Source organism: Bradyrhizobium prioriisuperbiae (genome assembly GCF_032397745.1).
GTDB lineage: Bacteria > Pseudomonadota > Alphaproteobacteria > Rhizobiales > Xanthobacteraceae > Bradyrhizobium_A > Bradyrhizobium_A prioriisuperbiae.
Window position 1 is genome coordinate 9,006,320 of sequence record NZ_CP135921.1, and the last position, 26,407, is coordinate 9,032,726.

The window sequence follows — 26,407 nt, forward strand, 5'->3', positions numbered from 1 at the left end:
ATGAGGTGGACGGTGATCAGCCCGCCACCAGCGCAAAACGCACGATGAACAACGCGGCCACAAGCCAGGTCGCGGCATGGACCTCGCGGGCGCGCCCGGTGACGGTCTTCAGCACCGCATAGCTGATGAAGCCGAAGGCCAGGCCATTGGCGATCGAATAGGTGAAGGGCATCATCAGCGCGGTCAATGCCGCCGGCGCCGCGTCGGTCACGTCCTCCCATTCGATCTCCACCAGTTCGCGCAGCATCAGACACGCAACGTAGAGCAGCGCGGGCGCGGTGGCGTAGGCGGGCACCGAGCCGGCGAGCGGCGAAAACAGCAGCGCGGCGATGAACAGCGCGGCCACCACCACGGCGGTGAGACCGGTGCGGCCGCCGGCCTGCACACCCGACGCGCTTTCCACATAGGCCGTGGTGCTGCTGGTACCCAGCAACGAGCCAGCAACGATGGCGGTGCTGTCGGCCAGCAGCGCGCGGCCCAGCCGGTTCGGCTGCCCCTCCTCGATCAGGCCGGCGCGCTTGGCGACGCCGATCAGGGTGCCGGTGGCGTCGAACACCTCGACCAGGACGAACACCAGGATGACATGCAGCAGGCCGGCATGCAGTGCGCCCATGACGTCAAGCTGCAGGAAGGTCGGCAGGATGCTGGGCGGCATCGACACGATGCCGTTGAATTTGGTGACGCCGAGCAGCATCGACAGCACCGTGATCACCAGGATGCCGATCAGGATGGCGCCGCGCACTTTGAGGCTGTCGAGCCCGGCAATGATGAAGAAACCGAGGATCGCCAGCAGCGGCCCCATCCTGGTGACGTCGCCCAGCGTCACATAGGTCGCCTTGTTGGCGACGACGATATCGGCGTTCTTCAGCGCGATGATCGCCAGGAACAGCCCGATGCCGGCGGCGATGGCGCTGCGCATCGAATGCGGAATGCCGGCAATCAGCCAGCTGCGCACGCCACTGACCGTGAGAAGCAGGAAGATAACGCCGGAAATGAACACCGCGCCGAGCGCCTGCTGCCAGGTGAAGCCCATGGCCCCGACCACGGTGAAGGCGAAGAAGGCATTGAGGCCCATGCCCGGGGCCATGCCGATCGGCCAGCGTGCCACCAGGCCCATGATCAGCGACCCCAGCGCCGCCGCGAGACACGTGGCCACGAACACCGCATTGCGGTCCATGCCGGTGGTCGACAGGATCTCCGGATTGACGAAGATGATGTACGACATGGTCAGGAAGGTGGTGACGCCGGCGATCACCTCGGTCTTGACCGACGGCGCGCGAACATCGAGCTCGACAGATTTCTGCAACATGCGTTTCCCCTGTGTGGCTCGGTTGAGATGCGGCCACTGTCGTTAGCGTCCGCCGTCCAGCGCACAGGTCTGGATCGGCTTTGCATTTTTTGGGAGCATGTTTGGATTGACTTGTCCGCGCAAGGCCGAGATTGCGCGGACCGTCACGAAGCAGTTTTGCAATTTTCCGGGGAATGAAGCGGGCCTTGAAGTCTGGCCTCGCCGCCCCTGCGATCATTTAATCGTCGGCACATGATCGCAGCGAATGCTGCTGCAACATTCAAATCCGCATCATGCGAAGCAACACATCATGTTCGCGCGACCAGCGACAGTCAACGTCGCTCGATCAACGGAAGCAGCCGGGAATCCGCAACCGCCGCGGTGCGATGGCCGAGCCCGGCGAGATAGGCGGCGTCAGCCGCAAAATCCAGAAACGACTGCACGCTGCTCTGGCGAACCAGCATGACGAGATCCCATGACTCATCGGCGGGTCCGATCAGGAAGGATCCGCCAGCACCCAGGAACACGAGATCACCTCCGCTCTGCTTCAGGTGCGGCAGGGTGTGAGCGATGTACCGATCATGGGCCTCGACCCCGGTGACGGGGGACTCCGGCGCAAGATCGGGATTGGCTGAGTAGTCGGCAATCGCGGAAGCGCAACAAGTTCAGCATCACGATCTCGCCTGCGATGGCCCGCTGGATGAAGGCGCGACCAGCGTTCTGTGTGGGCTCGAGATAGCTGACAGTTTCTGGCGCCGTCATGGATTTAGGTCCTTCTGCTCGCGGGCCGTTCGACAGGCCTATAAAAAAATGCGTTATCAATATTACCCGTATAATATTATTGCCCTTGGCCAAGCGCTTTTTTTCAGCGGGGCCGTCCAAGTCGCTTGACGGCTGAGCCCATCGGACGTATATAACCGAAAGATTATATAACCATATGGTTCTGTAGAAATGACCGACCGCCTTTCCACCACCCTGCAAGCCCTGGCCGATCCGACCCGGCGGGCGATCCTGGCGCGGCTTGCGTTGGGTGAGACCACGGTCACGGAGCTGGCCGAGCCGTTCCAGATGAGCCAGCCCGCCGTCTCCAAGCATCTCAAGGTGCTGGAGCGCGCCGGCCTGATCGCCCGGGGACGCGAAGCGCAGTGGCGCCCGTGCCGGCTCGAAGCCGGGCCGCTGCGCGAGGTCAATGAATGGCTCGAGCACTACCGACGCTTCTGGGATCAGAGCCTCGATCGGCTCGATGCCTACCTGCAGGAGCTGCAGGCGCAGGAGGCGCAAGCCGAGGAGAAGGATCGTGGACGCAAGAAATAACCGAAGCGATTTTCAGCTGACGCTGCCGTCGGACTACGAGATCCGGCTGACGCGCTCGTTCAGCGCGCCGCGCGAACTGGTGTGGATTGCCACGACACAGCCCGAGCACGTGAAACGCTGGTGGAGCTGCGACCGGTTCGCGCTGACGGTCTGTGATATCGACCTGCGCGTGGGCGGTGGATATCGCTACGTGATGCCCGGACGCGACGGCAGCGAGCATCGCTTCAAGGGTGTGTACCGCGAAGTGATACGGCCACAACGTCTGGTCTACACCCAGATCTACGACGTCGAGTCCTATGCTGATCGCGAAGCCATCGTCGTCACGACTTTCGACGAGAAGGCCGGCCGCACCCTCTACACCAGCATCATCACCCATCTGTCGCGCGAAGACCGCGACAACCACATCGCCAGCGGTATGGAGGCTGGTTCGGCTATCGCGCTCGATCGCCTCGCCGACTTGCTGCTGACGCTCACATAGACCGACCGCCGCCGGTCGCGCTTCGCCGCGCTCACCCGACTGCGCCGCGATTTCACCAACCAGCACCCACGGAGTTACGCCATGACAACCCAGCCCGCCCTGCAACCCGTCACCGCTCATCTGTCGATCCGCGGCGCCGCCGACGCCATCGAGTTCTATAAAAAAGCGCTCGGCGCCACCGAGCTGTTCCGCGCGCCGGCGGAAGACGGCAAGCGGCTGATGCATGCCGAGATCTCGGTCAACGGCATGAAGATCTATCTGATGGATCATTTCCCTGAACACGGCACCTGCGGCGGCGGATCGGTGCGGCTCGCGCCACCGCCGGAGCTCAAGGGCACCTCGATCGTCCTGCATCTGGAAGTTCCCAACTGCGACGAGGCCGTCAAGCGCGCGGCGGACGCCGGCGCGACCATCGCGATGGAGCCGTGGGATTCGTTCTGGGGCGCGCGTTACGGCCAGGTGGTCGATCCGTTCGGCCATGTCTGGAGCTTCGCCCATCCTCTGCCGGCCAAGACCGCCTGACGTCACTCCTATCGATCGAGCTCAACAAGGATCAAAACGATGCTTGAGACAACAACACTGACCCCAACCCAACAACAGGACTTCTTCATCAGCCGGACCTTCAACGCGCCGCGCAGCCTGGTGTGGAAGGCATGGACCGAAGCCGAACGACTGGCGCAATGGTGGGGACCGACGGGCTGCAAGCTGATTGTCGACAAGCTCGACTTCCGTCCCGGCGGGCTGTTCGTCTATGCGATGGAATTCCAGCCCGGCCAGGACATGTGGTGGGGCCGCTTCGCCTATCGCGAGATCGACGCGCCCGGACAACTGGTCTTCACCAGCGCGTTTTCCAACGCCGATGGCGCCGTCGTCCGTGCCCCGTTCAGCGCGACCTGGCCGCTGGAAGTGCTCAACGTGCTGACCCTCACCGAGCGTGACGGCAAGACCACGCTCACTCTGCACGGCGGCCCCATCAACGCCACCGACGACGAACTCAAGACCTATGAAGGCATGCACGCCTCGATGCAGCAGGGCTTTACGGGAACCTTCGATCAGCTCGACGCCTATCTGGCCAAGGCGTGACACTCATCAGCGGGACATTGTCGCGATGTCCCGCTGGCTTCATCCCGAATTCATGAACCACGGAGATCTTCCATGTCGGCGACCGTTGCAACCTATACTGAATCGAGAACCATGCTGTGGACCGGACGCGTCATGTCGGGCCTGGTCATATTGTTCCTGCTGTTCGACGGCGCCATCAAGCTGGTGCCGCTCGACATCGTGATCGAGACCTCGCGCGAGCTCGGCATCCCGACCAGCCTCGCCCGCACCCTCGGCGTGCTGACGCTCGTCTGCACACTGCTCTATGCGATCCCCACCACCTCGGTGCTCGGCGCAGTGCTGATGACCGGTTATCTCGGCGGCGCGATCTATGTCCATATCCTCAACGGCAGCCCGCTGTTCACCCACACGCTGTTCAGCATCTATCTCGCGCTGCTGATGTGGGGCGGCCTCTATCTGCGCGATCCGGATCTGCGCAGGCTGTTTCCGTTCCGGCGCCTGTGACATCGCCCGAACAAAGTCATTTACAGGAGACTCTCATGCTCACCACCATCGCCGTGATCGCCATCATCATCGCCGTCCTGCTTGCCGCGGTTCTCATTTACGCGGCAACGCGGCCCAACACCTTCGTCATTCAGCGGACGGCAAGCATCAAGGCCCCCGCCGCCAGGATCCAACCACTGATCGATGATTTCCGTCAGTGGCCTCAGTGGTCGCCCTACGAAACCAAGGATCCGGCGATGGCCCGCACCTTCAGCGGCGCGCCGAGCGGCAAGGGATCGGTCTACGCCTGGCAGGGTGACAAGAATGTCGGCTCCGGCCGCATGGAGATCATCGACACATCGCCGTCGAAGGTCACGGTCGACCTGCAATTCATCGCGCCGTTCAAGGCGCACAACACCGCGGAGTTCTCGCTGGTTCCCAGCGGCGATTCCACTCAGGTCACCTGGGCGATGCGCGGTCCACTGCCCTACATGGCCAAGATCATGCACATGTTCATCAACATGGACCGCATGGTCGGCAACGATTTCGCCGCCGGCCTCGCCAACCTGAAAGCCGTTTCCGAAAGATAGGAGCACCCCAATGCCGTCATCCGCGGCACGCAAACTCTCGACATCGACGTCTTCCAGCGCCGCGGCCCTGCCGAAGAAATTCGCGGTCGTCGTGTCGTTCTCCGGCTTTTCGATCGTCAACAAGGAATCCAAGGAAAACTCCAAGGAGCAACCGATGCAAGTCACCCCTTATCTGTTTTTCAGCGGCAACTGCGAAGCCGCCTTCAAGTTCTACGAGAGAGCCCTGCGCGGCAAGATCGAGATGATGCTGCCGCACGAAGGAACGCCGGCGGAGCAACATGTGCCGGCCGATTGGCGCAAGAAGATCATGCACGCCAAGCTCGTGGTCGGCAACGTCGCCCTGATGGGATCCGACGCTCCGCCCGATCAGTACAAGCCGATGCAAGGCTTTTCGGTCGCGCTGGGCATCGATACACCGGCCGAAGCCGAGCGTGTCTTCAATGCGCTTTCGGACAATGGCACCATCACCATGCCGCTGGAGAAGACCTTCTGGGCCGAACGGTTCGGCATGCTGGTCGACCAGTTCGGAACCGCCTGGATGATCAACTGCGAAACCAAGGCATGATACCGGTGTTTTGTGCCGGTATTTTCTGAAGCCGGTCGGGTGACGTGCAACGCCACCCTTCTCGCCTTCTGACGACACCTTCCGACCACACGACGGACCCGACCATGACCACCGCAGCGGACACCCGATCTTCCAACGACCAATTGGTGATCACGCGGCTGTTCGATGCGCCGCGCGACCTGATGTTCCGGATGTGGACCGATGTCCGCCATGCGATGCACTGGTGGGGGCCGCAGGACTATCCGGCCGTGCAGATGGAGATGGACGTGCGCCCCGGCGGCAAATGGCGCCACTGCCTGCGCGCGACCGCCGACGGGCGCGAGCTGTGGCATCACGGCGAGTTCCGCGAAGTGATCGCACTGGAACGGCTGGTCTTCACCTTCGCCTGGGAAGAGGATGGCGAGCGCGGCCAGGAGACGCTGGTCATCGTGACGTTCACTGACGAGAACGGCAAGACCCGCATGACCTTCCATCACGCGCCGTTCCAGTCGATCGGAGAACGCGACGGTCACACCGAGGGCTGGAGCAGCGCTTTCGATCGCCTCGGCGACGCATTGCAGCGGAGTATGACTCCATGAACTCCGCAACGGACAATCGCGACGTCCGCGATATCACCGTCACCCGCCTGATCGCCGCGCCTCGCGCAGTGGTCTGGCAGGCCTGGATCGATCCGCAGCATCTGGCGAAATGGTGGGGGCCGGATGGCTTCACCAATCCGGTCTGCGAGGTCGATGCGAGGCCCGGCGGCGCCATCCACATCGTGATGCGGGCGCCGGACGGCACCGATTATCCGATGAGGGGAATCTATCGCGAACTCGTGGCGCCGCAACGGCTGGTCTTCAACAGCTGGCCGGTCGGCAACGACGGCCAACCCCTGATCGATGGCCTCACAACGGTCACTTTTTCGGAGGAACAAGGCGGCACCAAGCTCACCGTGCATACACGCGCCGTCGCTCTGGTCGAAGCTGCAAGTCGCATGCTCGACCATATGGAAGCCGGCTGGACACAGAGCCTCACATGCCTGCAGCAGCAACAGGCAGGCAGATGCTGAACGCCGTCATGGCCAATCTCGCTGCAATCACACTGCAATAGTTCTCACCGCGTCCAATCTCACTGGAAGTCAATTCTCATGGTTTCGACCTACACCAAGAATGCCATCGTGCTCGGCCTGCTGTCGGCGGTCGGCCCGTTCGCCATCGACATGTACCTGCCCGCGCTGCCGACCATCGCCAGCGATCTCCAGGCATCGACGGCGGCGACACAGATGACGCTGATGGTGTTCTTCATCGCCTTCGGCGTCTGCCAGATCGTCTACGGACCGGTGTCCGACATGGTCGGCCGCAAGCCGCCGCTGTATGTCGGACTGACATTGTTCATCATCGGCTCGATCGGGTGTGCCTTCTCGCCCAGCGTCGGCTGGCTGATCGCAGCCCGCTTCGTGCAAGGCGTCGGCGCCTCGTCGGTGATGGTGATCCCGCGCGCAATCATCCGCGACCTGCACACCGGGATCGAGGCGACCAAACTGATGGCGCTGGTGATGCTGGTGCTCAGCGTCTCGCCGATTCTCGCCCCGCTCGGTGGCAGTGCCCTGATCGTGCCATTCGGCTGGCGCGCGGTGTTCGTGGCGGTCACCATCGTGGCCGGGCTGTCCTTCGTGCTGATGGCGCTGTTCCTGCCGGAGACCCGGCCGCCACAGGAACGCGTCGACGTCAGCGTGGGTCAGGTGCTCGGCAGCTTCGGGCAATTGCTGCGCCACTGGCATTTCCTCGGCCTGACCTTCATCGGCGGCCTCGGCATGGCGAGCTTCTTCACTTTTCTCGCCAATTCCTCGTTCGTCTATATCGACCACTACGGCCTGACCCCGACCACCTTCAGCTTCGCATTTTCGGTCAACGCCATTGGCTTCATCGGCGCCTCGCAGTTCGCGGCCTCCCTCGGCCAGCGTTATGGAATGGGCCGGGTCGTAATCGCGGCCACCGCGGCCTACGCACTGTTCACCACCATCCTGCTTGGGCTGAACCTCGCGGGGGTCGACAGCCTGGCGGTGATGATGGTGCTCTTGTTCCTCGGCTTCGCCGCCATGGGCCTGGTGATCCCGTCCACCATGGTGCTGGCGCTGGAGGAGCATGGCCCGATCGCCGGCATGGCCTCGGCGCTCGGCGGCACCCTGCAGATGGTGACCGGCGGCATCATGATCGTGATCGTCAGCGCCTTCTTCAACGGCACCGCGCGCCCGATGGTGGCGGCGATCGCGCTCTGCGCCCTGGGCGCGCTGGCGCTCAGCCTCGTGACACTGCGCCGGCGCGAACTGGCGCCGCAACTGGCGGAGTGATCAAAGGCGCACTCCAACGACCTGGCATCACCGGGTAGCCCGGATGAGCGAAGCGACATCCGGGAATCTCAGTGCTCTATCCCGGATGTCGCTTCGCTCATCCGGGCTACATTCTGCTGCACTTGACCTCAACTATAGTTGAGGTTGTAGCGTCGTGTCCGTTAGCTGCAAGCCTCCATCACCTCAGGGACATGATCCATGCGCATCCCCATCACCGTCGGCAACCGCCCGCTCACCGCCCCCGTTCACGACGGTGCGCAAGCCAACACCGGCCCGCGCCAGCGCCCGGTCGTCATCATCAACACCTTCGTCACCAAGGCGGGGAAACTGGATGAATTCATCGCACTGCAAGACGCCGCGCGGCGTCGTTTTGCGGGGCAAATTCCGGGACTGCGCGGCAGCCGGATGCATCGCTCGCGCGACGGCGAGACGGCCGTGCTGATCACCGCGTTCAACACCCTGCACGACCAGAAGAGCTGGCTCGCCAGCGACCTGTTCGCGGAGCACCGCGCACAGATCCTGCCGCTGATCGAACACGCGAGCCCGAAGGCGTTCGATATCGTCTATGAGGCCGGCGAGATCTAGCCCGGATCTCACAACAACTGGGCCTGCTTCAGAACCCTTGCCACCGCATCGAGACGAGAATGGTCGACACCGTTTTCGCTCCATGTCGGGCACAGCACGCTGCCGCCCTCGTCGCATTCGTTCCAGGAATAGACGAGGACGTTGTTCGCCTCACACGTTCCGCGGTGCGCGCGCACAAAAGCCACCGCGGCCTCGATATGAGCGGCGATGTCCTTCGGCGTTCCCGGAATGACGTAGTCATCAGGATTGAGATGCAGCGGATCGAACGGCGGCGGACGTTCGATGCGGGGACGGCGATCCCATCCGGTCATGGCATTCGGCACGACCGGAAGCCCGGTGGCCGCCATCTCCAGCCAGAACTTCCGGACAAAGGCATCGAGTGTCGCATAGGGGATCGGCCCGCCCGTCATGGCAGGCGCGCTCGCATAGGCCCCGATCGCATCCGCCCCGATGCCTCTTGCATCCAGGGCGCCGAGCTTGGCCACGCTGCTCTGCGCGATCACATAGGGATTTCCCACGCCGGCGGCGGCGCATGCCGCACGAAGCGCATCCAGCGCCCGCGCCGCCGCGGGCAGCGGTGACTTGTCGTGCATGACATAGAGCAGCGGACGGTCACCGAACTTCTCGTAATTTTCATACTGGAAATACCTGACCAGGTCTGCTGTCGGCGGGAAGTTGCCGGCAAGGGAGCCCAGCCCGATCAACGCACACCAGTTGACCAGCGCGTTGTGCTCGCTGAGCTGGTAATATTCCCACCCCTTGCGCAGCGGGCGGCCGAATTGATACCAGCCGAACGCCCAGTAACTGATCCCGGCCTTTGCGGCGTAGGAAATTTCCGCGTCCATGCTGGCCTGGGTGCCGCTGATGAACATGCGGTCGGTACCGATCTTCTCGGCAAAGAAAGGCGCGCGGTGATGATATTTCGCCGGATCGAGCCCGTGCGCGGCATGCCATTCGGACGACCCCGGCGCCATGTCCGGGGCGTACCAGGCATCCCAGCGAATGGCGCCGACACGAACCTTGTCGCCGTCGCCACTTGTGTCGCGAGCAAAGAGTTTGCGCGGACGGAAATCGGCTGCCGCCGCAAGACCGCCGAAAGCGAGCCTGAGAGCCGCGCGACGAGATATCGAGAACACCATCGATCCGACCGATCACATGCGAAGCAGCACTTCCAGGCGAATGAGAATGCTCGCCATTGAATGTGGCGGATCATTGAAGATCCGTTGCGGCACAAGCAACCACGCACGCCGACACGACAGCGATTTTGCTAAAATGGAAAAGGCTTTGTTGTATCCGCGCGAACCAATGACCGCGGATGACGCCTGCTATTGCGGCGCCGGCTCCGCCGCTGGCGAACACGCCTTTCGTTTCGCCACCACATCCAGATAGGCCTGCTGCAGCCGCTCGCCGACCGAAGGTCCGTTTCGCTTGCGCGCCTTGAGGCCGAGATGGGTCTCGCGCAGCTCGTCCATGAACTCGTCCCACATGAGCGGGCCGCCCTGGGCCAGCAGTTCCGCGCGAATGCCGAGTTCTTCGCTGACCGGCAGATACTTGAATCCCCAGGCCGCCATCTGCGCCAGGATCGGCAGCAGCTCGATGCCCTGTTCGGTGAGGCTGTAGATCCCCTTCTGCTTGTGGGTGGGATCGTCCGCCTTGGTGAGGATGCCCTGCTCCAGCAGGGTCTTCAGCCGGTCGGCCAGGATGTTCGACGAAATGCGCTCATCGGACTTGGTCAGCAGTTCGCGGAAATGCCGCCGGTTGCCGAAGATGATGTCGCGGATGATCAGCAGGCTCCATTTGTCGCCCACCACTTCCAGCGTCAGGTTGATCGGGCAACCCGATCGGGAGGCATCGTTCATGTGCTGTCCGGCAGGGACGAAGACGGCTAACCCGAAATTTACGGCCGCCCCTCAAAACCGCTTGCATTATCGCACCAGTAATTCTAGTCTGCAACCAGTTGCAAATTGCAATCAGTTTACGGCAAGCGCCAGCCGTGGAACGCGGACGGCACCAATCCTTATGCAAACCGAGAGTTGGCGATGACCCTGAAGCTCTATTTCCACCCGCTGTCGTCCTACTGCCAGAAGGCGCTGATCGCCTTCTATGAAAAAGACCTGCCGTTCGAGCCGCACATCGTAGACCTCGGCGATCCTGCCCAGGCCGCTGAGCTGAAAGCGCTGTGGCCGATCGGCAAGTTTCCGGTGCTGCGTGATGACGCCAGGAATGTGACGGTCGCGGAAGCCACCGTCATCATCGAATATCTGGACCTGCATTATCCCGGACGCGTGCGCCTTGTGCCAGAAGACGCGGACCAGGCGTGGCAGACGCGGATGCGCGATCGCGTGTTCGATCTCTATGTCGACGAGCAGATGCAGACCATGGTCGGCAATCGCCGCCGGCCTGACGACAGCAAGGATCCGCTCGGCGTGAGCTTTGCCAAAGCACGGCTAACGAGCGCGCTTGGCATGATCGACGCCGAGATGGCGGGCAGGACCAACGTGAGCGGGACAAGTACCGACAACTGGACCATGGGCGAGGCCTTCACCATGGCCGACTGCGCCGCGGCCCCCGCGCTGTTCTACGCCAACCAGGTGATGCCGTTCGGCGACAGCCATCCCCATGCGATGCGCTACTTCGAACGCCTGACGCAGCGGCCGTCCTATGCCCGCGTGCAGCGGGAAGCCGAACCGTACTTCCACCTGTTTCCGAAATCGTAACGGCCGAACGCCGACCTCAACGGAGTGACTCTGATGCGACCTCTTGTCCTCGCCATGTTCGTCAGCCTCGATGGTTTCATCGAAGGGCCCGGCAAGCAGCTGGTGCCGCCGGCCTGGTCGGACGACCTGAAACAGCACTGGTCCGATCACAACATCGACCGCGCCGGTGCGCTGCTCTATGGCCGCGTGGTTTATGACGTCATGGCCCGGCATTGGCAGGGGGCAGCCGCGGATCCGGCGAACCCGCAGCATGACTTTGCCCAGCGGATGACGCGGCTGCCCAAGTTCGTTTTCTCGAAAACACTGACAGACCCCGCCTGGGCCAACACCACCGTCATCGCCCACAATCTCGCGGACGAGATTGGCAAATTGAAACAGCAGGACGGCAGGGACCTGATTTTGTTTGGCGGCGCCGACATCACAGCGAGGCTGATGAAGCTGAACCTGATCGACGAATACCGGCTGATGATCGTGCCGGTGCTGCTGGGCGGGGGCACCCCCCTGTTCAGCGGCGGGTACGACCGCCGCAAGCTGACATTGATCGAGTCCAGGACGCTTGACACCGGATCGATGATCCTGTCCTACCGGCCAGAGGCCATGGACTGAAGGGGCTGATAACGCGAACCCGGGAGGTCGAAATGCACGATCAAGCCAAAGCCGACATCATCCGCAGCTTGTTTACGGCCTACAAAAACAGGACCCGGAACGTGGTGGAGGATCTGCTGACGGATGACTTCACCTTCACCAGCCCCTATGACGATGCCATCGACAAGACAGCCTATTTCGAGCGCTGCTGGCCGAACAGCGAGCGGATCAAGCAACACGTCCTCGAAGCAATCTTCATCGAAGGCGATGCAGCGTTCGTGACCTACAGTTGCGAGGTCGAGGGCGGAAAGCAGTTCCGAAACACCGAGTTCTTCGCATTCGATGCCGATAGGATCGCGTCGGTCGATGTGTATTTCGGCGCAACCTACAAGGACGGAGTTTTCGTCAAGCAGGCGTAAACCATCGATCGACGATCGCAGCGCAAGCATGACCGACCGACTATAATCGCCGCAACGCGATTCGAACGGACACTGCGGCACTCTATGGCGATTTCCAAATCTTCACCCGCCCCCTCAGCCACGCGCGCCTGGCAGCGCATGCTGTCGGGGCGGCGGCTCGACCTGCTCAACCCCTCCCCGCTCGATGTCGAGATCGAGGACATCGCCCATGGGCTGGCGCGAGTCGCCCGCTGGAACGGGCAGACCCATGGCGCCCACATCTTCTCGGTGGCGCAGCATACGCTGCTAGTGGAAGCGGTGCTGCGCGCCCGCACGCCGCGCATCGACCACCGCATCCGTCTCGCGGCCATGCTGCATGACGCGCCGGAATATGTGATCGGCGACATGATCTCGCCGTTCAAGGCGGTGATCGGCGGCTCCTACAAGCAGATCGAGAAACGGCTGCTGGCGGCAATCCACATCCGCTTCGGCCTGCCCGCACAGCTGTCCGCCGATGTCGAAGCCCAGATCAAGCTCGCCGATATGGGCGCCGCCTATCTCGAGGCGACGCGCCTCGCCGGGTTTTCGCAAGCCGAATCGCGCCGGCTGTTCGGCCGAGATCCCGGCCTGCCGCATGCGATCGAATCCGGCTACATGACGCCATGGCCGGCCAGCAAGGCCGAGAAGCAGTTTCTGGCACGATTCAAGACACTGATCGTTTAGTTTCCTCTCCACCGCGGCTGGCTGTCCGGCAGGCAACGATATGTTGCGCTGCCGCAACCACCATGACCGGTTCGCGCACCGGATCCGTCATCAGTTGCTCTCGATAGACAGGAGATAGCGAACTATAAACGGTTCGAGACCTCTCTTTGTTGTCCACCTGTGGAATGCGCGTCATGTCGGAACCAAACGGAGACAATCAACACAGACATGATCTGCTGCAAACCATTCTGAAGGGTCACTTCGCCTCGGACGATGCCGAACTGATCGCAAGCATCAAGGCATCCGCCGAATTCATCGACCTGCCATCGGGCGCCACCCTGTTCCGCCAGGACGACCACAGTGACGACGTCTATTTCGTGCTGTCGGGCCGATTGCGGGCGTTCGCGGACACCAAGGGCGGCAGCAAGATCCTCGGTGAAATCGGCCGCGGCGAAACCGTGGGCGAGCTCGCGCTGTTCACCGGCGAGCCGCGCTCCGCTTCTGTCATCGCGTTGCGCGACTCATCGCTGGTCAAGGTGACGCGACAGGTCGTGGAACGGACGCTGGCCAGATCGCCGCAGGTCGCGCTGCAGATGACACGAATCGTCATCAATCGGTTTCGGCGATCGGAACGCGAGCGCCAAACCCCGATCGCCCCCATCAACATCTGCATTCTCGCCATCTCTTCCGGCGTCGACGCCGTAGCATTGGCGAAACGCCTGCGGGCTGCAGGGCGAGACAGCGCGACCACGCACATCGTAGGGCCGGATGATATCGCGCGACAGTTCGGCGGCGATGCCGCAAGCGCGATCAAACGCAATCATGACGCAGTCGCTTACCATGTCGACGAGATCGAGGCCGCGAGCAAGGCGGTTTATCTCATCGCCGACTCCGGCGAGTCGGCCTGGACGCAGTTCTGTCTGCAGAACTGCGATGAAGTCATGCTGGTCGGGGATGCCCGCCAGACACCGGAGCTTTCACACGCGGAGCGCCATTATCTCGCCGGCGAGACACCGATTTCGATCGCACGCCAGACACTGGTCCTGCTGCATGGCGCCGAGACCCGAAGCCCGACCGGCACCGTGCATTGGTTGAAGGCCAGGCGCGTCTCGCGTCACGTCCACATCCGACCTGAACTTGCGCGCGACATGCGCCGGCTGGCGCGGATCATATCGGGCAATGCCGTGGGCCTGGTGCTGGCGGGCGGCGGAGCCCGCGGCTTCGCCCATATCGGCGTCATGAAGGCGCTGGAAGAAGCCGGCATCGAAGCCGACTTCATTGGCGGCACCTCAATCGGCGCCATCATGGGGACATGTCTTGCGCTCGACCAGTCCGCGGAAAAGATAGCAATCGCCGTTCACAAGGCGTTTCTGCGCCATCCCAAGGGCAATATCACCGGCGACTACAATCTCATTCCGCTGGTGTCGCTGATCAAGGGCAAGCGGACCCACGATGCGATGCGAGAGGCAATCGCGACCGCGGCCGGCGCCGATATCGACGCGGAAGACACCTGGAAGACATTCTTTGTCATCGGCTCGGATTTTTCCACCAGCAGCGAGGCGGTTCTGGACCGGGGCAACCTCGCGCGCAATGTGATCGCAAGTTACGCCATTCCCGGCGTGCTGCCGCCGATGCTGATCGGCGGCCACCTGATGTTCGACGGCGGCATGTTCAACAATTTTCCCGTCGATGTGATGGCGCGCCTCGGCGCAGGTCAGATCATCGGGGTCGACCTCTTGATCGAGGACGGTCACGTGTTCGAGATCGACCAGATTCCCGGCACGCTTGCGCATCTGCGCGACAAGCTGCGGGCGCGGGAGGCGCAGCGCTATCGCCTGCCGACCATGCCGGAAACGATGCTGAACTCGTCCGCCATCAGTTCGGTGCCGAAACAGAAGGCGATGCGGACGTTCGTCGACCTCTTGTTCGAGCCACGCATCGAACGGGTGGGACTGCTGGAATGGAAGCGCTACGACGAGATCGTCGCCTTGGGATACGACCACGCCAGGCAGAAACTCGCGGCGGAATCCGAGGAGAGGCTGAGCGCGTTCCGCTAGAGCGTTTTCCAGCGAAGTGGATACCGGTTCGCGTGAAGAAAACGCGTCAAAACAAGAATCCAGAGCTTCCGTTTCGATTCTATCGAAACGGAAGCTCTGGGAGCCGATTCGCGGTCAAAATTGGCTGAAATTCCGCGCCGCGAGGTGCCTTTTGCCCGCTTCCCGCCGCGACAGTCGCGGCCTATAAGGGCAGCAATCATCACTGGAAGCCGCCATGATCCACGTCTGCTCGCTCGCCGATATGCCCGCAACCGTCGAGGCCACGGGGGCGCGTTATGTGCTGACCGTGATGGCACAAGTCGACAAGGCCCAGCGCCCGCCGTCGATCCCGGAAGCCAATCATCTGAAGATCTCGATGGACGACATCACCGAGGCTGCCGACGGCTTCGTGGCGCCGTCGTCGGCGCATGTGGCGCAGGTGCTGGATTTCGTGCGCAGCTGGAACCGCGATGCGCCGATGGTGATCCACTGCTACGCCGGCATCAGCCGTTCCACTGCCAGCGCCTTTGCCGCGGCCTGCCTGCTCAATCCGCATCGCGACGAGTTGTCGATCGCGCAGCAGATCCGCCAGGCATCGCCGATCGCATTCCCGAACCGGCTGATTGTGACCCTTGCCGACGAGGCGCTGGGGCGCAATGGCCGCATGGTGCGCGCACTCGACGCCATGGGCCCGGGCAACATGGGCGTCGCGGGCCGTCCGTTCCAGGTCGACATCGACTGACGCGGAAGCTCCGGACTGCCGTAGCCGGGATGAGCGCAAAGCACGATATCCGGGATCGATCGCAACCAGGCATCCCCGCATATCGCGTTGCTCATGCGGGCTACGGACCGGCAGGCTCGCGCCTAAGCGGATTGGATAGCGCTACCATCTACCATACCTGCAGTAGTCTGCCGTCATTGACCGCTTTGATTCGGATAAAGCCACGCCGATGACCGACAAGCTGCTCCGGCCCATCGAAATCGGCCTCACCGCCGCGATCGTCGCTGTCGACACCAACGAGCCGGTGGTGCTCACCGCAGCCCCCAGCGACGGTGACCGGCTTGCGGGACTGCCGTTCGGGCCGTTTGACGCGGTCTCCCACCGCACCTTCGAGATCGGCCTGCGCGCCTGGGTGCAGGAGCAATCCGGCCTGACCCTCGGCTATGTCGAGCAGCTCTATACTTTCGGCGACCGCGGCCGCCATGCACGCGCCGGCGACACCGACGCACACATGGTCTCGGTCGGCTATCTGGCGCTGACCCGGATCGCCGACACCGCCGGCCAGCCCCATGTCGCCGGCGCCGCCTTCGAGCCCTGGTATCGCTATTTTCCGTGGGAAGACTGGCGCACCACGCGGCCGGAGATCATCGAAAAACAGATCCTGCCGGCCCTGAACGAATGGGCGGCGCAGCCCGAAGCGCCGAACACCGCGCGTGCGCTCGCCCGCGCCGATCGCGTCCGGTTCTATTTCGGCAGCGACGGCGCGCAGTGGGACGAGGAGCGCGTGCTCGACCGTTATGAGCTGCTGTACGAAGCCGGACTGATCGAAGAAGCACGGCGCGACGGCCGTCCGGCCGCACTCAGCCGCGGCGCGATGCCGCAGCTCGGCGTCGCGATGCGGTTCGATCATCGACGGATTCTCGCCACCGCCATCGCACGGCTGCGCGCCAAATTGAAATATCGCCCCGTGGTGTTTGAACTTCTGTCGCCCGAATTCACACTTACTGAACTGCAGCATACGGTCGAAGCGATTTCGGGGCGGCATCTGCACAAGCAGAATTTCCGCCGCCTGGTCGAATCCGGCGCTCTTGTCGAATCCACCGGCGAGATGTCGACACGGACCGGTGGCCGTCCGGCCGCGCTGTTTCGCTTTCGTCGCGAAGTCCTGCAGGAGCGGCCCGCACCGGGTCTGCGCGTGCGGGGCCGCCGCTGATTCTTTCGAGGTCTCCCTGGCGCAGGTTGGTGTCGCTGGACGACCATCTCAAGCAATTCCGGCCGTTGTGATACAGCGGTCGACCTGGAGGATGTCATGGAATTTCTGGCCCTGCTGATTGCCATCATGGCTTTCATTTTCGCGCGCCAAGCCATCAGCCGCATCAAGGCACTGACGGCGCGTGTCGCGACGCTGGAAGCGGCCGCAACGAGCATGGCTGCGTCGGGAGTCACCATGGCCGCGCCGCCGCCGATCCCCGCGGCGCCAATTGCGCCGGAATTTCCGCGTGACGACATCGCGCCCGCGACAGCGGAGGCGGTGCCCTCGCCAACCATGCGCGAGCCGCCACCTGTGGAAACAATCGCCTCCACCGCGCCGCGGCCAACATTGGAAGAAGCGCCGTCGCCCATCCCCCCGGCTCAGCCCGGCCTCGAAGAACGGCTCGGCACCCGCTGGGTTGTCTGGGTCGGCGGTTTGACACTCGCGCTCGGCGGCCTGTTCATGGTGCGTTACTCCATCGAAGCCGGCCTGATCGGCCCCGGCGTGCGCGTGCTGCTTGGCGGACTGTTCGCGCTGGCGCTGCTCGTGTCAGGTGAATGGACCCGCCGCAAGGAAAGCCTCGCGGCGATGCCGGCGCTGCCGGTCGCCAACATCCCCGCAATCCTGACCGCAGCCGGCACAGTCGTGGCGTTCGCAACGGTTTATGCGAGTTACGCGCTGTATGATTTTCTCGCACCCGCCTCGGCTTTCATCCTGCTCGGGATCGTCGCGATGGGAACGCTGGCCGCAGCCTTGCTGCATGGCCCGGCGCTCGCCGGCCTCGGCATCGTGGCGGCTTTTGCCACCCCGATCCTGGTCTCCTCGGGCAAGCCGGATTACTGGGCGCTGTATGTCTATCTCGCCGTAGTCACGGCAGCGGCGTTCGGCCTCGCCCGCATCCGGCTGTGGCGCTGGCTCGCTGTGACCACGATCGGCTTTGCCCTGTTCTGGCTGGCGCCGTGCCTGGAATGCGGCCCGTCGATGATTCCGCCGCACGCCTTCCATGTGATCGCAGGCTTTGCGCTGGCCGCGATCCTGGTGGTTTGTGGCTTCCTGTTCGGCCCCCCGCATCAGCCGGGCGAGATCGAACCGGTATCGTCGGGCTCGCTCGCGGCCTACCTCCTGGGCGCCGCCCTCATCGTGCTGAGCAGCGGCCACGCTGACTCGACACTAATCGTGTTCGCTGGCCTCACCGCCGCCGCGCTGGTGGTGGCCTGGCGCACCGACGCCGCCGTGGGCGCCGTCGCCGCTGCCGCAGTCCTCACCGCTATCGTCTTCCTCGAATGGACCGTGCGTGCGTTGCCCGATCTTGCAGTGGTGTCCGGCGGCGCGTTTCCCGGCATCGGGCCTCGACCCGTGGATGACTCCATCACCTCGCATCTGGTAATGGCCACGATCTTTGCTGCGGGCTTCGGCATCAGCGGTTTCCTGGCGCAGGGCCGCGCGGTCAGCGCAGCGGTGCCGGTGATCTGGTCGGCGGCGGCGACCTTCACACCGCTGGTGTTGCTGGTCGCGCTCTATGCCCGGATCTCGCATCTCGACCGCTCGATCCCGTTCGCCATCGTTGCGGTGATCCTGGCCGCGGCCTTCGCCGCCGCGACCGAAATCCTCAGCAAACGCGAGCATCGTCCAGGGCTGGCGATCTCGATCGCCCTGTTCGCCACGGCGACACTGGCCGCGCTGGCGCTGGCGCTGACATTCGCACTGGAAAAGGGCTGGCTGACCATCGCGCTGGCGCTGATGTGCACCGGCACCGCCTGGATCTCGGTGCAACGGCCGATCCCGTTCCTGCGCTGGCTGGCGGCGATCCTCGCCGGCATCGTGGTGCTGCGCATCGGCTATGAGCCGCGCATCGCCGGCGACGCCGTCGGCACCACATTGATCTTCAACTGGCTGTTGTGGGGCTATGGCGTGCCGGCGCTGGCATTCTGGACGGCGGCCTCGCTGCTGCGCCGGCGCGGCGACGATGCGCCACTGCGCATGGTGGAATCCGCGGCGATCGTGTTCACGGTGCTGCTGGCGTTCATGGAAATCCGCCATGCGGTCAATCAGGGCGATGTCTACGCGCCCAGCGCCGACCTCACTGAAGTCGCCCTGCAAGTGTGCGTCGCGCTAGCCATGGCGATCGGGCTGGAACGACTGCGGCTGCGCAGCGGCAGCATCGTGCACAATGTTGCATCGATCCTGCTCGCCGCCTTCGCCGGTCTCGCCACCGCCTTCGGCCTGCTGACACTGGAATGGCCGATGCTGACGGGCGCCGATGTCGGTGGCCTCGTCATCAACCTGCTGCTCCTGGGTTATGCCCTGCCCGCCGTGCTCGCTTTGTTGCTGTCCTACGCGGCGGCTGCAGGCAAGCGCCCGGTGGCCTATGGCAACACCATTGCCGGCGTCGCGCTGCTATTGGCGCTGGCCTATATCAGCCTGGAGGTGCGCCGCTTCTATCACGGCCCGGTGCTCACGGGCCCGACCACCGATTCCGAGCAATATGCTTACTCGGTGGTGTGGCTGGTGTTCGGCGTGATCCTGCTCGGCGCCGGCTTCGTCTTCACCTCGCAACGGGCGCGGCTTGCGTCCGCCATCATCATCGGCCTGACCGTGCTGAAGGTATTCGTGATCGACATGTCGGTGCTGACCGGCGTCTATCGCGCGCTGTCCTTCATGGGCCTCGGCCTGGTGCTGGTGTCGATCGGCTGGCTGTACCAGCGCATCCTGTTCCGGCAGCGCGCGGCGGCGGCGAGCAGCGAAGGAGCGGCGCAATAGTTTGCTTCGGTGCGACTTGGCGTACCGGCGATTCCGGCGGCGATCGCCGGACAAGGCAAGGTGCTGTTCGTACCGTGACAGAAAAAAGCGCGCCTCGATCAGGGGCGCGCTGAATTCCAATCGAACTTCAAGTTATTTGATCACTCCGTGGAGCGGCGCAATTCCAGCGCGGGCTCGGGCTTCGCCGGCTCGGCCCGCGACGCGTCGGCGGAGCGGGTCGGCGGATGCAGCGAACGCGGCCGCGCCTGGGCGCGCGCCATGATCATGGAATTGCCGTGCTTGCGGAAATCGCAATACGCGAAACCCATGCCTGACACCGAGCCGCGGAAGCTGACGTCGTCGGCCTTGTTCAGGTTGAAGCAGGGCTCGAACGGAAGGCCCTTGAGCGAGGCGCACACCGCATTGGAGCGAACCTGGATGGTGTTGACCGGCAGCCGCGCGTAACGCGTGGGGCCCGTTCCGCCGAACTGAATGGAGCCCGCCACCGAGCCGTCGCTGTAGATGCGGCCGGTGCCGCGCGAACCGTCGAAACAGGTGAAGGAGAACATCTTGTTGGCGACAAACTGGCGGGCCTGCTCGGGGCCCATCTCCTCAGCGAGAACCGGAAACGCAACACTGGCAGCAACAAGGGATCCAGCAAGAAAACGCGCCAACATGAGCAACTCCAACTCATCGGGTTTGCGTGCGGCCACGCCAAGATGCTGCAAAAGGCCGCCTTAACCCGCTGCTTACCATACCAACCATGGCAACATTGGCGCACGATGGTTGGTAAAGTCTGAACGTTTCACATGATTTTCACGACCAGCCGCCCCCGGACCTGGCCACGGAGAATATCCGGCGCCGTGGCGATGACGTCGGACAAAGAAATTTCCTGAGTGATTTCAGCGAGTTTTCCCCGATCCAGGTCGGTCGCAAGCCGGCTCCAGGCGAGTTTTCGCTTTTCGATCGGGCACATCACGGAATCGATGCCCAAAAGGCACACTCCCCGCAAAATGAAAGGCGCGACCGACGACGGCAGGTCCATGCCCGCCGCCAGACCACATGCGGCGACGGCGCCGCCGTACTTGGTCATCGACAGCAGATTCGCCAGCGTGGTCGAGCCGACGCTGTCGACCCCGCCCGCCCACAGTTCCTTGGCCAGCGGCTTGGCCGGCCCGGACAGCTCGTTGCGGTCGAGGATCTCGGCGGCGCCGAGGCTGCGCAGATATTGTTCCTCCGAGGTCCGCCCGGTCGAGGCGATGACATGGAAGCCGAGCTTCGACAGCAGCGCGATCGCCACCGAGCCGACGCCGCCGGCCGCGCCGGTGACAACGATGGCGCCGTTTTTCGGCGTCAGTCCCTGCTTTTCCAGCGCCAGCACCGACAGCATCGCGGTGTAGCCGGCGGTGCCGATCGCCATCGCCTCGCGCGTGGTCAGGCCGTCCGGCAAGCGCACCAGCCAGTCGCCCTTCACCCTCACCTTTTCAGCGTAAGCGCCGAGATGGGTCTCGCCGAGGCCCCAGCCGTTCGACACCACCTTGTCGCCGGCCTTCCACAACGGATGCGACGACGCGATCACGGTGCCGGCGAAATCCACCCCCGCGATCATCGGGAAACGGCGCACCACCGGCGCCTTGCCGGTGACCGCCAGGCCGTCCTTGTAGTTCACCGTGGACCATTCGACCGCGACGGTGACGTCGCCGTCCATCAAATCCGCGTCGTCGAACTCGGTCAGCGCGGCCGTGGTGCCCTTTTCCGCCTTGTCGATCCTGATCGCCTTGAACGTTCCCAAAACGCACTCCCCAAGTCTTCAACAGTCAAGTCTTCAGCAGCTTAAGTCTTCAGTAGCCCGGATGAGCGCAGCGACATCCGGGATCGGCCTTAATGTATGTCACCCGGATATCGCTTCGCTCATCCGGGCTACATTTTGATATCACGCCGGCTGCGCCGCTGCGCGCACCACCGGTCGTTCCTCGATCGGCAGGTTGATCAGCGCGGACAGCACGCCGAACGCCACCGACAGTCCCCAGATCACATTATACGATCCGAACTGACTGAAGGCGATACCACCAAGCAGTGCGCCGAGGAACCCGCCGACCTGATGGCTGACAAAGGCGAAGCCATACAGCGTCGCCAGCCAGCGCGTTCCAAACATCAGCGAAATCAGCGACGATGTCGGCGGCACGGTCGACAACCAGGTCAACCCAGTGATGACGGCGAAGACGATTGCCGAGAAGGTCGTGATCGGCATCGTCACGAACGCCAGTGTCGAGAGGGCGCGGGCGAAATAAATCGAGGAGAGGATATAGCGCCTGGGGAAATACCCCGACAGCCAGCCAACGCTGATTGAGCCAACGATATTGCACAAGCCGATCACCGCCAGCACCCAGCCGCCGGTCTGCGCCGGCATGCCGCGATCAACCAGATAGGCGGGCAGATGCGCGGTGACGAAGGCGAGCTGAAAGCCGCAGGTGAAGAACCCCAGCACCAGCAGCACGTACGAGCGGTGGCCGAACGCCTCCGCCAGCGCCTGCTTGATCGATTGCTCCTGTTCAGCCGAGGGGTCCGTACTCGCTGCTGCCGCTGCGGGCGTCGCCACCACGAACGACAGCGGCACCACCAGCAGCATCAGAACGGCAAACATCGTCAGCGTGGACGGCCAGCCGATATTGTCGATCAGCGCCACGCTGATCGGCGCGAACAGGAACTGGCCGAACGAGCCGGCCGCGGTACCGACCCCGAGCGCGAGATTGCGCTTCTCCGGCGGCACCAGCTTGCTGAACGCCGCCAGCACCAGGTTGAACGAGCAGCCGGACAGTCCGAAGCCGATCAGCACGCCGGTCGATAGCGTCAGCACCGAGGGCGAGGCCGCATAGCGCATCATCAAAAGCCCCGCGGCGTACAGCAACGCGCCGACCGCGAGCACGCGCAGGGTGCCGTAGCGATCGGCGATGGCGCCGGCAATCGGCTGCCCGAGACCCCACAGCAAGTTTTGCACCGCCAGTGACAGCGCGAACACGTCGCGGCCCCAGCCGAGATCGGCGCTCATCGGCTGCATGAAAAAGCCGAAAGTCGAGCGCGGGCCGAAGGTCAGCATGCCGATCAGGCCGCCGCAGATGATGACAAGAGCAGGCGTCCGCCAGCGCGAACCTGCTGTGACTGACGCAGCGTCGGCAACCGACATGGCGAATCCCCCAATTTTTGCGAAACAAGTGTGTTTGGAGAGTTGTTCTCATCGCATCACACGAAAGATGCGAGTGCATGAACATAGCGCCATTCGTCGCGCTTTTGGAATCACCGCACCGCATCGCAGCGATGCAAATTCAATTCATCGGGAATGCGAAAATCTCCACCGATCGCCGCTGGTGAAAACCAGAGCGGTGTGTTATGTTTGTTTTGCTCAATATGAGAATAATAAATTGCCCGATCGACGAACCAAAGGTTCTGAGCACCGTTGACTGATCGGGCCCTCAAAACGCCGGCCCTGGTGGCCGGATTTCTCAGGACCTATATATGCTCAACTGGAGTATATATAGGAGGAAAGACACAAGGAGTTGGCCGATGCCGATCTCAGCCATTTACGGTCCCGACGATTTCGGACCAACCGCAACCGCCCGACCCGGGATCGCTCCAAGGTCCGACCGGAGCGTATCAGCCCGCACACGATCGCTGCCGAAACCGTCGCTGGAATGGACGCCCGAAGTCGAGCGCGCCACGGCGCATCTCTATGAGCGCGTACGTTCGGTGATCCCGCCGGTGGAGTGGCCGCTGATGGCGCCGACCGTCAAGGCGATCAACGACCTGAAGCGCGAGCGCAATGCGGTGATCCTCGCCCACAACTACCAAACGCCCGAGATCTTCAACTGCGTCGCCGACGTGGTCGGCGATTCGCTGCAGCTGGCACGCGACGCCGGTCGGGTGAAGGCCGACATCATCGTCCAGTGCGGCGTGCACTTCATGGCCGAGACCTCGAAGATCCTCAACCCGGACAAGATGGTGCTGATCCCGGATTCCCGCGCCGGCTGTTCGCTGGCGGAGGCGATCACCGGCGCCGACGTGCGGCTGTTGCGCGAGAAATTTCCCGGCGTGCCGGTGGTGGCCTATGTCAACACCACGGCCGACGTGAAGGCGGAAGTCGACATCTGCTGCACCTCGGCCAACGCCGTGCAGGTGGTGGAAAGCCTCAACGCCGACACCGTGATCTTCCTGCCGGATCAATACCTGGCGAAATACGTCGCCTCGAAAACCCGCGTGAAGATCATTGCCTGGAAAGGCGCTTGCGAGGTGCACGAGCGTTTCACCGGCGACGAGCTGCGTGGCTACCGCGCCACCGATCCGTCGGCGCAGATCATCGCCCATCCGGAGTGCCCGCCCGACGTGCTGGCGGAAGCGGATTTCACCGGCTCGACCTCGCAGATGATCGACTGGGCCCGCAAGACCAAGCCGCGGCGCCTGATCATGATCACCGAGTGCTCGATGGCCGACAATCTGAAGAGCGAGCTGCCGGACATCGAATTCCTGCGTCCCTGCAACCTGTGCCCGCACATGAAGCGGATCACGCTGCCGAAGATCTTGGACAGCCTGCTCACCCTCACCGAGGAGGTCACGATCGATCCCCTGATCATCGACCGTGCCCGCCGCTCGGTGGAGCGGATGATCCATCTGAAGAGCTGAACTGAACGAGAACGCGTAGCCCGGATGAGCGCAGCGATATCCGGGATATGTCTCCGCACGTCTCTTCCCGGGTGTCGCTGCGCTCACCCGGGCTACAGGATGAAATCGACGCCATGCCAATCAACAGCATCTCTCCACACGACGACATCGTGATCGTCGGCGGCGGCCTTGCCGGACTGTTCTGCGCGCTGAAGCTCGCGCCCCGCCCGGTCACGGTGATCTCGGCCGCACCGCTTGGCCAGGGCGCTTCAACCGCCTGGGCACAGGGCGGCATTGCGGCTGCGGTCGCCGAGGGCGACAGCGCGGAGGCGCATGCCGCGGATACGATCGCGGTCGGCGGTGGGCTGGTCGACGAAGCCGTGGCGCTCGGCATCGCCCGCGAGGCACCGGCGCGCATCGACGATCTGCTGCGCTACGGCGTGCCGTTCGACCGCGATCTCGAAGGCAAGCTTGCGGTCGGGCGCGAGGCCGCGCACTCGGCGCGACGCATCGTGCATGTGCGCGGCGACATGGCGGGTGGCGCCATCATCGCGGCCCTGATCGCCGCGGTGCGCGCGACACCATCGATCCGCGTGATCGAGGGTTATGTCGCCGAGGAGTTGCTCAGCGACGGCGAGACCGTCGCCGGGCTGCGTATCCGCAAGGCAGGCGACCAACATGCAAAACCGGTGACCATCACGGCTCGCGCGGTCGTACTCGCGACCGGCGGCATTGGCCATCTCTACGCTGTGACCACCAACCCGGCGGAAGCCAGCGGCCAGGGGCTCGCCATCGCGGCGCGGGCCGGCGCTGTCATCGCCGATCCCGAATTCGTGCAGTTTCATCCGACAGCCATCATGGCCGGCCGCGATCCGGCCCCGCTAGCCACCGAGGCGCTGCGCGGCGAAGGCGCCGCGCTGATCAACAGCCATGGCGAGCGCTTCATGGCGGCGCTGCATCCCCTCGCCGAGCTTGCCCCGCGCGACATCGTCGCTCGCGGCGTGTTCGCCGAGATCGCCGCCGGCCGCGGTGCGTTTCTCGACGCGCGCAGCGCGCTCGGTGCGCGCTTCGCTGACAAATTCCCGACCGTGTATGCGAGCTGCCTCAAGGGCGGCATCGACCCGGCCGATGCACCAATCCCGATCGCGCCGGCCGCGCACTATCACATGGGCGGGGTGGCGGTGGATGCGCGCGGGCGGACATCGCTGCGGGGCCTGTGGGCCGGCGGCGAGGTCTCCTGCACCGGCGCCCATGGCGCCAACCGGCTCGCCTCCAACTCGCTGCTGGAGGCGGTGGTCTATGCCGGCCGCATCGCCGAGGATATTTTGGGACAATCCCTGGCCACAGCGATCCATCACGTCTCCGACGTCGGCTCATTGAATGGCGGTTTGGGCACCAACAACGAAAAGCGGCTGCGGCAGTTGATGACCGCGCAGGTCGGCGTGATCCGCGACAGCAACGGTCTCGCCGGTGCCGTACGCGAACTCGCTGATATCGAGGCCAATGCCACCACGGCATCGATGCGCAACATGGCCGTGACCGCGTTGCTGGTCGCGACCGCGGCCTGGGCGCGGCGCGAAAGCCGCGGCGCGCATGATCGCTCCGATTATCCGACCGAACTCGCAGACGCGCAGCGCACCACCATCACGCTGACATCAGCCCGCGCGATCGCCACTTCACTCGGCGCTGCGCGTGCCGAAAAAATTCCGCTGATGGCCTGAGCCATGAAGGTCAGTTCATTCTGCAAACCAGTGGAGAAACAGATCCGTCACCCTGAGGTGCGAGCCCACGGCGAGCCTCGAAGGGCGACGGCCCCGCCGTCGACACGTTCGCCTGGGCCGTCCATCCTTCGAGGGCCGCTACGCGGCCACCTCAGGATGACGGATTGATGTTCACGTGACTTCCAT

Annotated in this window: 28 protein-coding genes; 21 read left to right on the forward strand and 7 right to left on the reverse strand. The window is 63.7% G+C overall.

Features of this window, described 5'->3' with window-relative positions; all coding sequences use genetic code 11:
* Nucleotides 1–16: 16 nt before the first annotated feature.
* Together RS897_RS41850 and RS897_RS41855 are read right to left on the reverse strand one after the other, a co-directional pair.
* Entirely contained in the window at nt 17–1,309 is a 1,293-nt protein-coding gene (locus RS897_RS41850) for an NCS2 family permease (RefSeq protein ID WP_315834507.1), read from the reverse strand.
* Nucleotides 1,310–1,620: 311 nt separating this feature from the next.
* The gene (locus RS897_RS41855) at nt 1,621–1,815 is read right to left on the reverse strand and encodes a hypothetical protein (protein ID WP_315834508.1); all 195 of its coding nucleotides are present in this window, start codon (nt 1,813–1,815) and stop codon (nt 1,621–1,623) included.
* A 424-nt stretch (nt 1,816–2,239) separates the two neighbouring features.
* On the opposite strand from RS897_RS41855, the gene RS897_RS41860 reads away from it, so the two are divergent.
* From RS897_RS41860 to RS897_RS41910, 11 genes are all read left to right on the forward strand, one after another.
* The gene (locus tag RS897_RS41860; RefSeq protein ID WP_315834509.1) at nt 2,240–2,602 is read left to right on the forward strand and encodes an ArsR/SmtB family transcription factor; all 363 of its coding nucleotides are present in this window, start codon (nt 2,240–2,242) and stop codon (nt 2,600–2,602) included.
* Nucleotides 2,586–3,080: an SRPBCC family protein gene (locus RS897_RS41865; protein WP_315834510.1), complete on the forward strand. Its 495-nt coding sequence runs from the start codon at nt 2,586–2,588 to the stop codon at nt 3,078–3,080. Before RS897_RS41860 ends, RS897_RS41865 begins: the two co-directional genes overlap by 17 nt.
* Before the next feature lie 81 nt (nt 3,081–3,161).
* Nucleotides 3,162–3,602, forward strand: coding sequence for a VOC family protein (locus RS897_RS41870; protein ID WP_315834511.1), 441 nt, complete (start codon nt 3,162–3,164; stop codon nt 3,600–3,602).
* Nucleotides 3,603–3,641: 39 nt separating this feature from the next.
* A complete protein-coding gene (locus RS897_RS41875) occupies nt 3,642–4,163 on the forward strand; it encodes an SRPBCC family protein (protein WP_315834512.1) in 522 nt (173 codons plus the stop codon).
* Between the two features lie 72 nt (nt 4,164–4,235).
* Nucleotides 4,236–4,646: a DoxX family protein gene (locus RS897_RS41880; protein ID WP_315834513.1), complete on the forward strand. Its 411-nt coding sequence runs from the start codon at nt 4,236–4,238 to the stop codon at nt 4,644–4,646.
* Nucleotides 4,647–4,681: 35 nt separating this feature from the next.
* Nucleotides 4,682–5,215, forward strand: a complete 534-nt coding sequence (locus tag RS897_RS41885; RefSeq protein WP_315834514.1) for an SRPBCC family protein — start codon at nt 4,682–4,684, stop codon at nt 5,213–5,215.
* 10 nt (nt 5,216–5,225) lie between these two features.
* Nucleotides 5,226–5,780: a VOC family protein gene (locus RS897_RS41890; protein ID WP_315834515.1), complete on the forward strand. Its 555-nt coding sequence runs from the start codon at nt 5,226–5,228 to the stop codon at nt 5,778–5,780.
* 104 nt (nt 5,781–5,884) lie between these two features.
* Nucleotides 5,885–6,358, forward strand: coding sequence for an SRPBCC domain-containing protein (locus RS897_RS41895; RefSeq protein ID WP_315834516.1), 474 nt, complete (start codon nt 5,885–5,887; stop codon nt 6,356–6,358).
* Nucleotides 6,355–6,831 (forward strand): SRPBCC family protein, encoded by a 477-nt coding sequence (locus RS897_RS41900; protein ID WP_315834517.1) that lies wholly within the window; start codon nt 6,355–6,357, stop codon nt 6,829–6,831. The genes RS897_RS41895 and RS897_RS41900 overlap by 4 nt, the downstream gene beginning before the upstream one ends.
* Before the next feature lie 78 nt (nt 6,832–6,909).
* Nucleotides 6,910–8,112, forward strand: coding sequence for a multidrug effflux MFS transporter (locus RS897_RS41905; protein ID WP_315834518.1), 1,203 nt, complete (start codon nt 6,910–6,912; stop codon nt 8,110–8,112).
* A 198-nt stretch (nt 8,113–8,310) separates the two neighbouring features.
* On the forward strand, nt 8,311–8,697 hold the full coding sequence (locus RS897_RS41910) for an antibiotic biosynthesis monooxygenase family protein (protein ID WP_315834519.1): 387 nt from the start codon (nt 8,311–8,313) through the stop codon (nt 8,695–8,697).
* 8 nt (nt 8,698–8,705) lie between these two features.
* Here RS897_RS41910 and RS897_RS41915 read toward each other — a convergent pair whose 3' ends face one another.
* Entirely contained in the window at nt 8,706–9,833 is a 1,128-nt protein-coding gene (locus RS897_RS41915; protein WP_315834520.1) for a glycoside hydrolase family 71/99 protein, read from the reverse strand.
* Nucleotides 9,834–10,022: 189 nt separating this feature from the next.
* Nucleotides 10,023–10,556: a winged helix-turn-helix transcriptional regulator gene (locus RS897_RS41920; protein ID WP_315834521.1), complete on the reverse strand. Its 534-nt coding sequence runs from the start codon at nt 10,554–10,556 to the stop codon at nt 10,023–10,025.
* 180 nt (nt 10,557–10,736) lie between these two features.
* Between RS897_RS41920 and RS897_RS41925 the strand changes: the two genes are divergently transcribed.
* The 8 genes from RS897_RS41925 to RS897_RS41960 all read left to right on the forward strand — a co-directional run bounded on the left by RS897_RS41925 (nt 10,737) and on the right by RS897_RS41960 (nt 19,868).
* Nucleotides 10,737–11,414, forward strand: coding sequence for a glutathione S-transferase family protein (locus RS897_RS41925; RefSeq protein ID WP_315834522.1), 678 nt, complete (start codon nt 10,737–10,739; stop codon nt 11,412–11,414).
* Between the two features lie 33 nt (nt 11,415–11,447).
* Complete coding sequence (locus tag RS897_RS41930; protein ID WP_315834523.1) at nt 11,448–12,020, forward strand: dihydrofolate reductase family protein; 573 nt, start codon at nt 11,448–11,450, stop codon at nt 12,018–12,020.
* Between the two features lie 32 nt (nt 12,021–12,052).
* Nucleotides 12,053–12,418 carry a nuclear transport factor 2 family protein gene (locus tag RS897_RS41935; RefSeq protein WP_315834524.1) on the forward strand — a complete coding sequence of 122 codons (366 nt, stop codon included), beginning with the start codon at nt 12,053–12,055 and terminating at the stop codon, nt 12,416–12,418.
* Between the two features lie 84 nt (nt 12,419–12,502).
* Nucleotides 12,503–13,120, forward strand: coding sequence for a YfbR-like 5'-deoxynucleotidase (locus RS897_RS41940; RefSeq protein ID WP_315834525.1), 618 nt, complete (start codon nt 12,503–12,505; stop codon nt 13,118–13,120).
* Nucleotides 13,121–13,293: 173 nt separating this feature from the next.
* A complete protein-coding gene (locus tag RS897_RS41945) occupies nt 13,294–15,156 on the forward strand; it encodes a patatin-like phospholipase family protein (RefSeq protein ID WP_315834526.1) in 1,863 nt (620 codons plus the stop codon).
* A gap of 214 nt (nt 15,157–15,370) precedes the next feature.
* Complete coding sequence (locus tag RS897_RS41950; RefSeq protein WP_315834527.1) at nt 15,371–15,877, forward strand: tyrosine phosphatase family protein; 507 nt, start codon at nt 15,371–15,373, stop codon at nt 15,875–15,877.
* A 208-nt stretch (nt 15,878–16,085) separates the two neighbouring features.
* Complete coding sequence (locus tag RS897_RS41955; RefSeq protein WP_315834528.1) at nt 16,086–17,069, forward strand: NUDIX hydrolase; 984 nt, start codon at nt 16,086–16,088, stop codon at nt 17,067–17,069.
* Between the two features lie 96 nt (nt 17,070–17,165).
* Nucleotides 17,166–19,868, forward strand: coding sequence for a DUF2339 domain-containing protein (locus RS897_RS41960; protein WP_315834529.1), 2,703 nt, complete (start codon nt 17,166–17,168; stop codon nt 19,866–19,868).
* 140 nt (nt 19,869–20,008) lie between these two features.
* Here the strand turns inward: RS897_RS41960 and RS897_RS41965 are convergent, their stop codons facing one another.
* The 3 genes from RS897_RS41965 to RS897_RS41975 form a co-directional block, all read right to left on the reverse strand.
* Nucleotides 20,009–20,524 carry a hypothetical protein gene (locus RS897_RS41965; RefSeq protein ID WP_315834530.1) on the reverse strand — a complete coding sequence of 172 codons (516 nt, stop codon included), beginning with the start codon at nt 20,522–20,524 and terminating at the stop codon, nt 20,009–20,011.
* Nucleotides 20,525–20,652: 128 nt separating this feature from the next.
* A complete protein-coding gene (gene acuI / locus RS897_RS41970; RefSeq protein ID WP_315834531.1) occupies nt 20,653–21,639 on the reverse strand; it encodes an acrylyl-CoA reductase (NADPH) in 987 nt (328 codons plus the stop codon).
* A gap of 141 nt (nt 21,640–21,780) precedes the next feature.
* Nucleotides 21,781–23,031 (reverse strand): MFS transporter, encoded by a 1,251-nt coding sequence (locus RS897_RS41975; RefSeq protein ID WP_315834532.1) that lies wholly within the window; start codon nt 23,029–23,031, stop codon nt 21,781–21,783.
* A 377-nt stretch (nt 23,032–23,408) separates the two neighbouring features.
* Here RS897_RS41975 and nadA point away from each other — a divergent pair, with 377 nt between their 5' ends.
* The gene (gene nadA, locus RS897_RS41980) at nt 23,409–24,521 is read left to right on the forward strand and encodes a quinolinate synthase NadA (protein WP_315834533.1); all 1,113 of its coding nucleotides are present in this window, start codon (nt 23,409–23,411) and stop codon (nt 24,519–24,521) included.
* Nucleotides 24,522–24,634: 113 nt separating this feature from the next.
* Nucleotides 24,635–26,221, forward strand: coding sequence for an L-aspartate oxidase (locus tag RS897_RS41985; RefSeq protein ID WP_315834534.1), 1,587 nt, complete (start codon nt 24,635–24,637; stop codon nt 26,219–26,221).
* Nucleotides 26,222–26,407: the final 186 nt, after the last annotated feature.